This is a genomic window from Neisseria weaveri (assembly GCF_900638685.1).
Taxonomy (GTDB): Bacteria; Pseudomonadota; Gammaproteobacteria; order Burkholderiales; family Neisseriaceae; genus Neisseria; species Neisseria weaveri.
The window spans coordinates 1597469-1611927 of sequence record NZ_LR134533.1; the positions used below are offsets into that span (position 1 = coordinate 1597469).

Genomic DNA, 14459 nt, shown 5'->3' on the forward strand with positions numbered 1-14459 from the left:
CCGTATGTAGTGGGGGGGTGCTTCCGCTTAAGTAAGAAAAATGACCGCCCGAATGATCATGTTGATGTCTAAATACGACACTTTTTTGCATGCTGCTTATTTCGATTGAAATAGTTTTACGGAAAATGATATTTGCAAAAAAAGCCCTGTCTGCCGATTTTAATAAAGGCAGGCAGGGCTTTTTTGATGAGACGGTTTATTGTTGTTCAGGCTCTTTCAAAGCGTTGATGCTGTATCCGCCGTCAACGTAAGTGATTTCGCCGGTGATGCCGGAAGACAGGTCGGACAGTAGGAAAGCAGCGGCATTGCCTACTTCTTCAATGGTGACATTGCGGCCTAACGGGTTTTGTTCGGCAACGTGGTTCAGCAGTTTGCTGAAATCGGCGATACCGGAAGCGGCCAGCGTTTTAATCGGGCCGGCGGAAATACCGTTGCAGCGGATACCTTCGCGACCCAAGCAAGATGCGGTAAAGCGGATGCCGGCTTCCAGGCTGGCTTTGGCCATGCCCATAACGTTGTAGTTGGGAATGGCGCGGACGGCACCTAAATAAGACAAGGCAACGATGGAGGCATTGCGGCCCTGCATCATCGGGCGTGCGGCTTTGGCCAATGCAGGCAGGCTGTAAGCGGAAACTTCGTGTGCCACGTTGAAGGCTTCGCGGCTGATGCTGTCGAGAAAATCGCCGTTGAGCGCTTCGCGAGGAGCAAAGGCGATAGCGTGAACCAAACCGTCCAAACCGTCCCATGCTTTGCCCAAATCGACAAACAGTTGGTTGATTTCGTCGTCGCTTTGCACGTCGCAACGGAATACGAGTTCGGAACCCAATTCGGCCGCCATTTTGCGCACGCGGTCTTCCAGTTTTTCGACAACATAAGTAAAGGCAAGATCAGCGCCTTGTTCGCGACATGCTTTGGCAATGCCGTATGCGATGGAACGCTCGGAAATCATGCCTGTAATCAGAATTTTTTTACCTTGCAAAAAGCCCATGTTTATTATCCTTTGGTGGTGTAGTGATGGTTCTGCGGAATGGTTGACAGGCGATTATATCAAAAGGCTTTGTTTTGGTGTAGAAAAGGATTTTCAGACGGCATATTGTATAGGCACGGATTCGGAGGCCGTCTGAAAAAACGGCGTATATTGTAAAACTCGTTGCAGACTATCCGGCAGTGTGGAGGTAAAAAAGCCGGACGGTGTCCGGCTTGGGGTTATTGCTGATTTTGGCGATACCAATCGATGAAGGCTTCGGGTTTGACAAAGCCGAGCAAAGGTTCGCTGCGGCGGCCGTCTGCATGCACGGCAAAAATGCCGGGCGGGCCGAACAGACCGTATTCTTTTAATAATGCTTGGTGTTCCGGCGTGTTGGCGGTAACGTCGATTTTGAAGAAACGGTTCATATCGACGGCTTCGTGAACGGCAGGCTGGTTGAGTGTGTAGGCAGCCATTTCTTTGCAGGAAACACACCAGTCTGCGTAGAAATCCAATAATACCGGCTGATTGGGATTTTCTGTTAAAGCTTGCTGCATGGCGGCTTTGAGTCGGCTGACATCCGTGAAGCTGTGGCCGTATCCGCCGTGCTGTTCCGAAGGCGGAGTGAGTGTCAGGAAGTGGTGCAGCGCAGTGGTTTGGCGATTTAGGCTTTGAAAGCCGAACCACAATCCGCCCAACAGCAGCGCAGTTGCCGAAACCAAGCCGATGATTTTCAGACGGCCTTTTTGTTTAGGCATATGGTAGAACAGTAAAGCGGCGGGCGCGAGGATCAGTATGGTGTAAAGGGAAGCAACCAGCCAGTAGGGTAGGTAGGGCGTGGCCAGGTAAACGGCAACGGCAAGCAGGATAAAGCCGAAAGCATATTTGATGCCGTTCATCCAAGTGCCGGCGCGGGGCAGGATATGGCCGCCGAAAGTACCGATTAAAATTAAGGGTACCCCGGTACCGAGTGCCAAAGTATATAGAGCCAATCCGCCCAATGCGGCATCGCCGGTTTGGCCGATATAGCCTAAAGCGAAAGCAAGCGGCGGTGCGACACACGGGCCGACAATCAAGGCCGACAGCATGCCCATGACGAATACAGAAACGGTTTTGCCGCCGTTTAGTTTACTGCTTTGGTTTTGGAAGTAACTCTGTATGGCAACCGGCAATTGCAGATTGAAAATGCCGAACATCGATAGAGACAATAAAACCATTACCGCAGCAGCGCTCAGTACGACCCACGGTTGTTGCAGCCACACGGTCAGCAGCGAACCGGTCAAGCCGGCAATAACGCCGACAGCGGTGTAGGTCAGTGCCAGGCCTTGAACGTAAATCAAAGTCAGGATAAAGGCACGGCTTTTGGAAGTGTTCTTATCGCCGATAATGATGCCGGAAACGATGGGTAGCAGAGGATACATACAGGCCGTGAAGCTCAGACCCAAGCCGGCGAGAAAAAACGCCAATAAATTGGCGTTCAGCGTATCCCATGAAAGCTTGAAGCGGCTGCTGTCGGTATTGGTATTTTTGTTGAGGCCGGTGTTGTCCGGCTTTAAAAAACGGTTTTTCGCTGCAGCCGGTTCTTGAGCCTGCCCGGTTTGGTAAAGGCCGTTGCCTTGAATGTCGAACACGGCTTCGGCAGGGGGGTAGCAGACACCGGCTTCGGCACAGCCTTGATATTTTAATATCAGCTTGTATGGCGTTTGCGGCTGTTTATACGGCCAGTCGGCTTGCGCGGTGTGGTGGTAAACGGTTTGTCTGCCGAAAAACTCATCTTCTTTTTCTTCGCCTTTACTGTATCTGGCTTCGGCAAGCAGGCCGTCGGGATCGGTTTCGGCTTCGATTTTAGATTGGTAGAGATAGTAGCCTTCGGCAATGGCGAATTGCGCACTAATGCCTTGTTCGGTTACGTTTACTTGGGGAATAAAGGCTTCTTCGGGAGACAACAGCTTAGAGGGATCGACTGCGTAAGCTTGGGGTAGAAGCATGAGCCAGGAGGTAAGGAGAAGGAGTAGTTTTTTCATCATTATTTTTTCTGGTTGTTTCAGACGGCCTGAATAATTTTCGGGCTGTTAATGAATTAGACGGATGAGTTGGGTTTTTCTTTCAGTTTGTGAGCGTTTTTAGACGGCAGCCGGTTTGAAAGCCGTATCGTCCTGCGTTTGCGCGGGGACGGGTTTATTATATTAGGATAAGCCCGAGCTGTCATATCAAAGGCCGTCTGAAATTTTCAGACGGCCTTGGTGTTAAAAAGATTGATCTTTTTTAAGGATAAGCGATGTAGGCGTATGCCGAGTGGTTGTGGATGGATTCGAAGTTTTCGCTTTCCACCACGAATCCGCAAATACGGCTTTCCGCACGCAATGCAGTGGCAACGTCGCGCACCATATCTTCAACGAATTTGGGGTTTTCGTAGGCTTTTTCGGTAACGAATTTTTCGTCCGGGCGTTTCAGCAAGCCGTAAAGTTGGCAGGAGGCTTGGGCTTCTACGCAATCGATGACTTCTTCAATGCCGACTTCTTCGCTGCAGGTTAAGGTTACGGTTACGTGCGAGCGTTGGTTGTGCGCGCCGTATTGTGAAATTTCTTTGGAACAGGGGCAAAGGCTGGTAACGGGTACCAATACTTTCAATGTATGGCTGTATGCGCCGTTTTTGATTTCTCCGGTGAGGGTGACATCATAATCCAGCAGGGATTGGATGCCGGAAATAGGCGCGGTTTTTTTACGGAAAAACGGAAACGAAACGCTGATTTTTCCGGAATGGGAATCCAGCAGGGCAGTCATTTCTTCGGTGAGGGTTTTCAGACGGCTGAAGCTTAAGGCTTCGGTTTGTTTTTCCATCAGGGCGACGAAGCGCGACATGTGCGTGCCTTTTTGGTCGGCAGGCAGGAAAACGGTCATGGTGAGGCGGGCAACGGTGGCCTGTGTGCCTTCTTCTGTATTGAGGGTGATGGGGAAGCGCAAGTCTTTGATACCGACTTGGTTAATCGGCATGTTGCGTAAATCAGGAGTGGATTGCACGTCTGCAATAGCGGCGTTCATGCGGTAAATTTCCTTCATTGTGGATTGAGTGTGTGGGCTTTGCCGTGTTGCGGCGAGGCCGTCTGAAATTTTTTGGTGCGTGGTTTCGGACTGCACATATCATTTTTAATCGGCGATTATAGCATTTGTATTTTCAGACGGCATTGATTGTTTCTATTTTTCGGATAGTGTTACAATCCGTGCCTAATTGATTGATTATTGAATATTAAAGGCGGTTTGCCATGAAATTTGCGACACAAGCCATCCATGTCGGTTACGACTGCGACGAGCATCACCGTGCGATTATGCCCCCGATTTATCAAAACAGCATGTTTGCCATGCGGAAAATCGGCGAGCAGATTCCTTATCGTTATTCGCGTTTGAGTAACCCGACGCGAAGGGTGTTGGAAGACACGGTTGCACAGTTGGAGCAGGGTGAGGCCGGCTTTGCTTTTGCCAGCGGCATGGCAGGTATCGATGCGGTCTGGCGTACTTTTCTTCGCCCGGGCGATACGATTGTGGCGGTAGCCGATATTTACGGCGGTGCTTATGATTTGCTTGTCGATGTGTATGCACATTGGGGCATTGATGTGGTGTTTGCCGACCTGACCGAACCGGACAATCTCGATAACATTTTGGCGGAACGGAAGGTAAAAATGCTGTGGTTGGAAACGCCGTCCAATCCTTTATTGCGCTTGGTGGATATTAAAACTTTGGCAGAAAAGGCCAAAGCAGCCGGCGTGTTGGTGGGTGTCGACAATACTTTTGCTACGCCGTATCTGCAAAACCCGTTGGCGATGGGCTGCGATATCGTATTTCATTCGGCAACCAAATATCTGTGCGGCCATTCGGATGTATTGATGGGCGTGGTGGTGGTGAAAGACAAAGCTTTGGCCAAACCTTTGCATAATATGACGGTAAACACGGGCGCGGTTGCCGGGCCGATGGATTGTGCGCTGGTGTTGCGCGGCATTAAAACTTTGGCGGTGCGTATGAAACAACATTGCGAAAACGCGCTGGAATTGGCGCAGCGCCTGCAAAATCATGCGGCGGTGGAAAAAGTATTTTTCCCCGGATTGGCCGGGCATGAACACCATGATTTAGCCAAACGGCAAATGCGCCATTTCGGCGGCGTGGTGTCGGTTTATCTCAAAAACGATACGCAGGCAGCGGTGGACAGCGTGATTCAAAACCTGAAGCTGTTTAAGATGGCATCGAGCTTAGGCGGTGTGGAAAGTTTGGTGAACCACAGCTATTCACAGTCGCACAGCGGCATGTCGCCGGAAGTCAAAGCCGGATTGGGTATTAAAGAAGGCCTGTTGCGGTTTTCGGTCGGTATTGAAGATATCGAAGACATTTGGTCGGATATCGACAATGCGTTGAATACCGTTAAATAAACCGAGCGTTTTTTGTTGAAAGGCCGTCTGAAATTTTCAGACGGCCTTTTGCTTTTAAAACCCTAAAAAACCTATGGTTATGTTTCAGACGGCCTTTCGGTATAATCAAGGCCGTCTGAAAGTTTATAGATTGAAGAGATAAGCATGGCCGCCTCACCCGAAGCCAAATATACGGAAGAAACCGTATTATGGATCAAGCACCACACACCCAAGCTGATGACATTCGCCATCTCCCGCCCCGAAGCCTACCGTTTTTCGGCCGGCCAATTTTCACGATTAGGCTTTCGTGACGGCGAAGGCTTTATTTGGCGCGCCTATTCCGTCGTTTCCGCCGAATACGCCGACACCTTAGAATACTTCGCCGTTTTGATCGAAGGCGGCCCCATGTCGGCCAAACTCGCCGCGATGAAAGAGGGCGATACTATCCTGCTCGACAAAAACGCCACCGGCTTCCTGCTGCCCGAGCGCTTCCCCGACGGCAAAGATTTGGTAATGCTCTGCACAGGTTCCGGCATCGCACCGTTTCTATCGATTTTGGAACAGCCCGAAATCTGGCAACGCTTCGACCGCCTCGCCCTCGCGCATTCCGTTTCTTACGGCAACGAACTGATTTTCAACGACCGCATCGCCGCCCTTGCCGAGCATCCGCTGATTGAAGAACATTTCCACAAACTGCATTTCGTACCCGTCGTTACCCGCGAAACCACCGACGGCGCCCTCGGCAAACGCCTTCCCGAACTGTTAAAAAACGGCGAACTTGCGGCCGCATTCGATATGCAGTTCAACACAGCCGACACCCGTTTCATGATCTGCGGCAACCCCGCCATGGTGAAAGACACTTTCCAAGCCTTGCTGGACATGGGTTTTGCCATGCACCGCAACCGAATTCCCGGGCAAATCATGATGGAAAACGGTTTTTAATAATTACCAAATTTTCAGACGGCCTTACCTTATATATATTGAGGCTGTCTGAAAATTCTGGGCGGATTGGGATATTGGATGATGTCGGTTAATCACTATGAAAATTTTCCGGTAGGTTCGTTGGCGTTGCCGCGCCGGTTGCGTCGCCCCGTCCATGCGGTTTATGCGTTTGCCAGAATGGCCGACGATATCGCAGACGAAGGAGAAGCAGGCAACGAACAGCGTTTGCAGCAACTGGCCAAATTGCGGAGTGAGTTGGATAAGATCGGTCGGGGCGAGTTACCGGAAATGCAGGTTATGCGGAATTTGCAGCAGCGTGCAGTTGTACCTTTTCATCTGCCTTTGGCACCGTTTTACGATTTATTGTCGGCATTTGAGCAGGATGTCGTGAAAAAACGCTATGAAACCTTTGCCGAACTGGTGGATTATTGCAGGCGCTCCGCCAATCCTGTCGGCCGGATTATGCTGCACTTGTACGGAGAAACCGATAAGCTCAGTTTGGCGCAAAGTGACGGTATCTGCACGGCTTTGCAATTGATTAATTTTTGGCAAGATGTAGCGGTCGACTGGCAGAAAGGCCGCGTCTATATTCCTCAGGAAGATTTGCAGAAGTTTGATATCAGCGAGCAGCAGATTGCGGAAGGTAAAGTGAATTTCGCTTTTCAAAGGCTGATGGCTTACGAGTGCAACCGCGCTTATAAAATGTTGAAGGCCGGCTCGCCGTTGGGCAAGACATTGCAGGGCAGAATAGGTTTCGAGCTGCGCATGATTATTATCGGCGGCCTGACGGTTTTGCAGAAATTGGATGAAAACCGCTACGATGTTTTCAATAACCGCCCTAAATTGAAAGCGAAAGATTGGTGGATGATTGTGAAACGGGCATGGTTGAAGAAATAGTTATCTAAACCGAGTAATCTCAATATTAATAGGGAATAGAAAAAGGCCGTCTGAAATTTTTCAGACGGCCTTTTCAAACTCTTAATCAACGCGTTACCGGTTTATAGCGAATCCGTTTCGGTTTGGCACCCTCTTCACCCAAGCGGCGTTTTTTATCGGCTTCGTATTCCTGATAGTTGCCGTCGAAGAACACCCATTTCGAATCGCCTTCGCAAGCCAGAATGTGGGTGGCGATACGGTCGAGGAACCAGCGGTCGTGCGAAATCACCATCACGCTGCCGGCAAACTCCAGCAAAGCATCTTCCAGCGCACGCAGGGTTTCCACGTCCAAATCGTTGGAAGGTTCGTCCAGCAGCAGCACATTGCCGCCCGACAGCAAAGTTTTTGCCAAATGCAGGCGGCCGCGTTCGCCGCCGGAAAGGTTGCCGGCAATTTTGCTTTGGTCGCTGCCTTTGAAGTTGAAACGGCCCAAATAAGCGCGGGCGGGGATTTCAAACTGGCCGACTTGCAGAATATCTCGGCCTTCGGCGATGTTGTCGAACACGGTTTTGTCGTTCTGCAAACCTTCGCGGCTTTGATCGATCAGCGACATTTTCACGGTTTGGCCGATTTTCACTTCGCCGCTGTCGGGCTGCTCTTTACCGGCAATCATTTTAAACAGGGTCGATTTACCCGCACCGTTAGGGCCGATGATGCCGACAATCGCGCCGGGCGGCACTTTGAAGCTCAAATCGTCTATTAAGAGTTTGTCGCCGAACGACTTGCTCACGTTTACAAACTCGATCACTTCGTTACCCAAACGCTCGGCCACGGGAATAAAGATTTCCTGCGTTTCATTGCGTTTTTGGTATTCGTAGTTAGACATTTCTTCAAAGCGTGCCAAACGCGCTTTGGATTTGGCTTGGCGGCCTTTGGCGTTTTGGCGCACCCATTCTAATTCCTGCTTCATGGCTTTCAGGCGGGCGGCTTCAGTTTTGGCTTCGTTTTCCAAGCGTTTTTCTTTCTGCTCCAGCCAAGAAGAGTAATTGCCTTTCCACGGAATGCCGTGGCCGCGGTCAAGCTCGAGAATCCATTCGGCGGCGTTGTCCAAGAAATAACGGTCGTGGGTAACGGCCACTACGGTGCCGGGGAAGCGCACCAAAAACTGCTCCAGCCACTCCACCGATTCGGCATCCAAGTGGTTGGTCGGCTCGTCCAAAAGCAGCATATCCGGCTTGCTCAACAACAGCTTGCACAAGGCCACGCGGCGTTTTTCACCACCGGAAAGATTGCCGATTTTGGCATCCCATTCGGGCAGGCGCAGCGCATCGGCGGCGATTTCCAATTCATGCTCCATACCGCCACCGCTTGAAGAACCTGCGGCGATAATCGCTTCCAAACGGCCCTGCTCTTCCGCCAGCGCATCAAAATCGGCATCCGGATCGGCATACGCGGCATACACTTCTTCCAAACGCTTCTGCGCGGCCGCCACTTCGCCCAAACCGCTTTCCACTTCTTCACGCACAGTTTTTTCAGGATCCAGCTCCGGCTCTTGCGGCAGATAGCCGATTTTGATGCCGCTCATCGGCACGGCTTCGCCTTCAAACTCTTTATCCACGCCTGCCATAATGCGTAGCACGGTGGATTTGCCCGCGCCGTTCAAACCGAGCAGGCCGATTTTCGCGCCGGGGAAAAACGATAGGGAAATATCTTTGATGATGGTTTTTTGCGGCGGCACCACTTTGCTTACGCGCAGCATGGAATAAACGTATTGGCTCATAACTATCCTTATAATAAGTATATATAGCGGAGATGTTGCAGCTCTAAAATTTCAGACGGCCTAAATAACACCTTAATCCCCTCTGGAAATAGGTATGCATCAACAATAAATATTAATTGATGTACGTGATACCTGCGCGGTAAAGTTTGCCCACAGGATAGTCAACATTGTATCAGCCTTATGATGGCGCTTCAAAATACAGTAGCGGTAATGAAGAGTAAAAGGGCGGGGCTGCTATAACGATTGGAAGCAAGTTGAATAAATCAAGTCGGACGCCGGTGTCGGAATATCTGTTTGCAAAAAAGCAACAGAATTGATGATAGTGTTGCAAATATGCAATTTTATAAACCTTGTTTTTTAAGTATATGATTTTAAATGATATTGTTTTGTTTTAATTTTAGGTGGTTGACTCAATGTGTGTAAAATGCAGCAATAGGGTTGTATAAAGTTTGTTTTTTTACAATGAAGCAATTATATTAGCAGCCATGAAATCGCTAAATGCTGCGATCAATTCAAAGCCTGGATAGATAATTAATCCGACTATTTAGGTTTGTTTTCTTAAACATAGAAAAGGAATACAGCAATGAAAAAATCTCTGATTGCTTTAACCCTGGCAGCTTTGCCTGTAGCAGCTATGGCTGACGTTACTTTGTACGGTCAAATCAAAGCTGGCGTTGAAGTAAACCGCGTAAAAGTTGGTTCTGGTAGCTCTGCTGAAAAATCTCACACTGAAACCAAAATCGCTGACTTTGGTTCACGTATTGGTTTCAAAGGCCACGAGCACATCGGTAACAACTTGAACGCAATTTGGCAAGTTGAAAACAAAGTAAGCGTAGCTGGTGGCGGTTCATGGGCTAGCCGTGATTCTTTCATTGGTTTGGAAGGTGATTTCGGTAAAGTACGTGCCGGTAAATTAAGCACTCAATTGAAAGATATGGGTGCAGTTGACCCTTGGGAATATGACAGTGCTAACTTGGGCTTGGCTCAATTCACTCGTACTGGTACTCGTGAAGTATCTGTTCGTTACGACTCTCCAGTATTCTCTGGTTTCAGCGGTAACGTACAATTCACTCCTCGCGACAATGCTGGCGATCGCGAAGATGCTACTGGTAAAAAATTGCCAACTAAAGCTCAATACTTCGCTGGTTTGAACTATGAAAACGCCGGTTTCTTCGCTCAATACGGTTTTGGTTTGAAGAAAAATAACTACACAGCTAACAGCAAAAACAAAGATGGTTATGTTCACCGCGTAGAAGCTGGTTACGATGCCAACAATCTGTTTGTTGCTGCCGGTTACCAAGCTACTAAAGGCTGGGATACCGTTGCTACTTACCAAAGCGCCTTGGAAGGTGTGGATGCTACAGAGTTGGCAAACACTATGCAACCTACTGATAACTTCGCTTTGAAAACTCAAGAAGTTGCTGTAACTGCTGCTTACCGTTTCGGTAATGTAACTCCTCGTGTTTCTTATGCTCACGGTTGGGATGTGAAAAATGCCGCTGGTGGTGAAAGAGCTAAAGGCACTAAATACGACCAAGTGGTTGTAGGCGCTGATTACGACTTCTCTAAACGCACTACCGCTATGGTTTCAGCCGGTTGGTTGAAACAAGGTAAAGGCGACGACAAACTGCAAAGAACTGGTGGTTTGGTTGGCTTGCGTCACAAATTCTAATCTTCAGATTAGTCTGATAAAAGGGTCTGCATTGCAGGCCCTTTTTTATTGGATATTAATTTTGTATGTGTGGGTTGTGTAGATTAATAATGGATTTTGTATATCTTATTGCGTGGCTGTATGAATAAGAAGCAAGGCGTGTTTTTACTCTTGCTGTTTGCTCTGCGGTCAGATGATATGTTGCATGTAAGGCTTGAGTTTGCCGGCGTTATTCATTCATATCTCTATTTGATATAATGCCCAATCTAGTTACTCGTTTAACCGTCTGTCGGTCATTGTGTAAGTTTTCAGACGGCCTTGAAAGACAATATGAAATACAACGATCTGCGTGATTTTATTCAAAAACTTGAGCAGGAAAACAAACTCAAGCGCATCGGTTTGCCGGTTTCTCCCCATTTGGAAATGACCGAAATTTCCGACCGCGTGTTGCGTGCCGGCGGGCCGGCTTTGTTGTTTGAAAATCCGGTGCGGCAAGACGGTTCGCGTTACGATTTTCCCGTGCTGGCCAATCTGTTCGGCACGCCCGAGCGGGTGGCGATGGGCATGGGGGCGGACAGTGTGGACAAGCTGCGCGAAATCGGCAAAACGCTGGCTTATCTGAAAGAGCCGGAGCCGCCCAAAGGCATTAAAGACGCGTTTTCCAAACTGCCGCTGCTGAAAGACATTTGGAGCATGGCACCGAATGTGGTGAAAAAAGCGCCGTGCCAAGAAATCGTGATTGAAGGCGACGATGTCGATTTAAACAAACTGCCGATTCAGCATTGTTGGCCGGAAGACGTTGCACCGTTGGTAACATGGGGGCTTACCGTTACCCGAGGCCCGCATAAAAAACGCCAGAATTTAGGCATTTACCGCCAGCAGCTTATCGGCAAAAACAAGCTGATTATGCGCTGGCTCGCACACCGCGGCGGCGCGTTGGATTTTCAAGCGCATAAAAAAGCCCACCCCGGCGTGCCGTATCCGGTGGCGGTGGTGTTGGGCTGTGATCCGGCCACCATTTTGGGGGCGGTAACGCCGGTGCCGGATACCTTGAGCGAATATCAGTTTGCCGGTTTGCTGCGTGGTTCGCGTACCGAATTGGTGAAATGTATCGGCAATGATTTGCAAGTGCCTGCGCGTGCCGAAATCGTGCTCGAAGGCGTTATCCACCCCGATGAAACCGCGCTGGAAGGGCCTTACGGCGACCACACCGGCTATTACAACGAGCAGGATTGGTTTCCGGTGTTTACGGTGGAACGCATTACCATGCGCGAAAATCCGATTTACCACAGTACTTATACCGGCAAACCGCCCGACGAACCTGCCGTGCTGGGCGTGGCCTTAAACGAAGTGTTCGTGCCGCTGTTGCAAAAGCAGTTTCCCGAAATCGTCGATTTCTACCTGCCGCCCGAAGGCTGTTCGTACCGCATGGCCGTGGTCAGCATCAAAAAGCAATACGCGGGGCACGCCAAGCGGGTGATGATGGGCTGCTGGAGTTTTCTGCGCCAGTTTATGTACACCAAATTCATTGTGGTGGTGGACGACGATGTGGACTGCCGCGACTGGAAAGAAGTGATTTGGGCGATTACCACCCGCATGGACCCCGTGCGCGATACGGTGTTGGTGGAAAATACGCCGATCGACTACCTCGACTTTGCCAGCCCCGTTTCAGGCTTGGGCGGCAAAATGGGCTTGGATGCCACCAACAAATGGCCGGGCGAAACCGACCGCGAATGGGGGCGCGTGATTGAGCGCGACAAAGCCACCGTGGCGAAAGTGGATATTATGTGGAATGAATTGGGGTTGTGAATCGATACCTAATTATTAAGGCCGTCTGAAAATTTCAGACGGCCTTTTTGTGTTACAGACGGCTTGCTGGCGATATTTAGGGTATAGCCATGCCGCATAAGACATACGGTATTTGCTATATAATAAAGGCCGTCTGAAACTGGGGTGGTGAGTATGGTGGCTGATTTCGATATCCGATTGTTTTTGAAAAACCTGCCGAATCTGCCGGGCGTTTACCGCATGCTCGACAAAAGCGGGCAGGTTTTGTACGTCGGCAAAGCGGTCAACCTGAAACGGCGGGTGTCGAGCTATTTTCAGAAAAGCGACCACTCTCCGCGCATTACCTTGATGGTAAAACAAGTACATTCGGTCGAAACCACGGTTACCCGTTCCGAAGCCGAAGCGCTGATTCTGGAAAACAATTTAATCAAAGCCTTATCGCCGAAATACAATATTCTTTTCCGCGACGACAAAAGCTATCCTTATCTGATGCTGAGCGGGCATGAGTTCCCGCAGATGGCCTATTACCGCGGCACGCTCAAAAAGCCCAACCAATATTTCGGCCCTTATCCAAACGGTTATGCCGTGCGCGACAGCATTCAGATTCTGCAAAAAGTATTCCGCCTGCGCACTTGTGAAGACAGCGTGTTCGAACACCGCGACCGCGCCTGCCTGCTGTATCAAATCAAACGCTGTTCCGGCCCGTGCGTCGGCCACATTTCCTATGAAGACTACCAAGCCAGCGTGCGTGAAGCCGTTACCTTTCTCAACGGCAAAACCGATGAGCTGACCCAAACCCTGCACCACAAAATGAATCAGGCCGCCGCCGCGCTGCAATTTGAAGAAGCCGCCCGCTACCGCGACCAAATCCAAGCGCTCGGATTAGTGCAAAGCCAGCAGTTCATCGACAGCAAAAATCCCAACAATCCCAACGATATCGATCTGCTGGCGCTGGTGGTAGAACAAGGTAGCGTGTGTATCCATTGGGTCAGCATCCGCGGCGGGCGGCATGTGGGCGACAAAAGTTTCTTCCCCGACGTGCGCAACGACCCCGAACCCAACGGGCAGGATTACGCCGAAGCCTTTGTCGCCCAACATTATTTAGGCAAAAGTAAGCCCGACGTCATCATCAGCAACTTCACTTTACCCGAAGTGCTTCAGACGGCCTTAAACCAAGAACACGGCAAGCAAATCCAATTCGTTACCAAAACCATAGGCGAGCGCAAAATCTGGCTGAACATGGCAGAGAAAAACGCCAAACTCGCCATTGCCCAACACCGCTTGCAACACAGCAGCCAGCAACACCGCATCGAAGAACTGGCACGCGTGTTAAACATGGATTCAGACGGCCTCCAACGTCTCGAATGCTTCGACATCAGCCACACGCAAGGCGAAGCCACCATCGCTTCCTGCGTCGTGTACGACGAGCAAAACATCCAACCGAGCCAGTACCGCCGCTACAACATCACCACCGCCAAAGCCGGAGACGACTACGCTGCCATGCGTGAAGTGCTTACCCGCCGCTACGGAAAAATGGCCGAAGCCGAAGCCAACGGCGAAACCGTCAAATGGCCCGATGCCGTCTTAATCGACGGTGGCAAAGGGCAGGTCGGTATGGCCGTAACCGTGTGGGAAGAACTCGGCCTGCACATCCCCATCATCGGCATTGCCAAAGGCCCCGAACGCAAAGCCGGCTTGGAAGAACTGATTTTGCCGTTCACAGGCGAAACCTTCCGCCTGCCGCCCAACAGCCCCGCCTTGCATCTACTGCAAACCGTGCGCGACGAATCCCACCGTTTTGCCATTACCGGCCACAGAAAAAAACGCGACAAAGCCCGGGTAAGCTCATCACTCAGCGAAATTCCCGGCGTAGGCGCCAAACGCCGCCAAGCCCTGCTCACCCGCTTCGGCGGCTTGCGTGGCGTAACGGCAGCCAGCGTAGAAGACTTGGCACAAGTCGAAGGCATCAGCACCGCATTGGCCGAAAAAATTTACGAACATCTTCATTAAAGCAAACAGGCCGTCTGAAAATTTCAGACGGCCTTCGGTTTTATGCCA

The 14459-nt window shown here is 50.3% G+C and carries 10 protein-coding genes; 6 read left to right on the forward strand and 4 right to left on the reverse strand.

The features are described 5' to 3' along the window. Window positions 1-196: 196 nt before the first annotated feature. From fabI to folE2, 3 genes are all read right to left on the reverse strand, one after another. Window positions 197-988 carry an enoyl-ACP reductase FabI gene (gene fabI, locus EL309_RS07770; RefSeq protein ID WP_004283803.1) on the reverse strand — a complete coding sequence of 264 codons (792 nt, stop codon included), beginning with the start codon at window positions 986-988 and terminating at the stop codon, window positions 197-199. Window positions 989-1206: 218 nt separating this feature from the next. Next, entirely contained in the window at window positions 1207-2991 is a 1785-nt protein-coding gene (gene dsbD / locus EL309_RS07775) for a protein-disulfide reductase DsbD (RefSeq protein WP_036494928.1), read from the reverse strand. 241 nt (window positions 2992-3232) lie between these two features. Further along, window positions 3233-4027 carry a GTP cyclohydrolase FolE2 gene (folE2, locus tag EL309_RS07780; protein WP_004283801.1) on the reverse strand — a complete coding sequence of 265 codons (795 nt, stop codon included), beginning with the start codon at window positions 4025-4027 and terminating at the stop codon, window positions 3233-3235. Window positions 4028-4230: 203 nt separating this feature from the next. Between folE2 and EL309_RS07785 the strand changes: the two genes are divergently transcribed. The 3 genes from EL309_RS07785 to hpnC all read left to right on the forward strand — a co-directional run bounded on the left by EL309_RS07785 (window position 4231) and on the right by hpnC (window position 7203). Continuing rightward, complete coding sequence (locus tag EL309_RS07785; RefSeq protein WP_004283800.1) at window positions 4231-5385, forward strand: trans-sulfuration enzyme family protein; 1155 nt, start codon at window positions 4231-4233, stop codon at window positions 5383-5385. A gap of 144 nt (window positions 5386-5529) precedes the next feature. Next, complete coding sequence (locus tag EL309_RS07790; RefSeq protein WP_004286253.1) at window positions 5530-6306, forward strand: ferredoxin--NADP reductase; 777 nt, start codon at window positions 5530-5532, stop codon at window positions 6304-6306. An 81-nt stretch (window positions 6307-6387) separates the two neighbouring features. Continuing rightward, window positions 6388-7203, forward strand: a complete 816-nt coding sequence (hpnC, locus tag EL309_RS07795) for a squalene synthase HpnC (RefSeq protein WP_193777289.1) — start codon at window positions 6388-6390, stop codon at window positions 7201-7203. A gap of 85 nt (window positions 7204-7288) precedes the next feature. Here hpnC and ettA read toward each other — a convergent pair whose 3' ends face one another. Continuing rightward, on the reverse strand, window positions 7289-8962 hold the full coding sequence (gene ettA / locus EL309_RS07800; RefSeq protein WP_004283796.1) for an energy-dependent translational throttle protein EttA: 1674 nt from the start codon (window positions 8960-8962) through the stop codon (window positions 7289-7291). Between the two features lie 583 nt (window positions 8963-9545). On the opposite strand from ettA, the gene porB reads away from it, so the two are divergent. The 3 genes from porB (at window position 9546) to uvrC (ending at window position 14411) form a co-directional block, all read left to right on the forward strand. Further along, entirely contained in the window at window positions 9546-10634 is a 1089-nt protein-coding gene (gene porB / locus EL309_RS07810; protein ID WP_004283795.1) for a trimeric porin PorB, read from the forward strand. Window positions 10635-10943: 309 nt separating this feature from the next. Next, window positions 10944-12422 (forward strand): 4-hydroxy-3-polyprenylbenzoate decarboxylase, encoded by a 1479-nt coding sequence (ubiD, locus tag EL309_RS07815; RefSeq protein ID WP_036494918.1) that lies wholly within the window; start codon window positions 10944-10946, stop codon window positions 12420-12422. Between the two features lie 153 nt (window positions 12423-12575). Next, window positions 12576-14411, forward strand: a complete 1836-nt coding sequence (gene uvrC, locus EL309_RS07820) for an excinuclease ABC subunit UvrC (RefSeq protein WP_040669622.1) — start codon at window positions 12576-12578, stop codon at window positions 14409-14411. Window positions 14412-14459 lie beyond the last annotated feature (48 nt).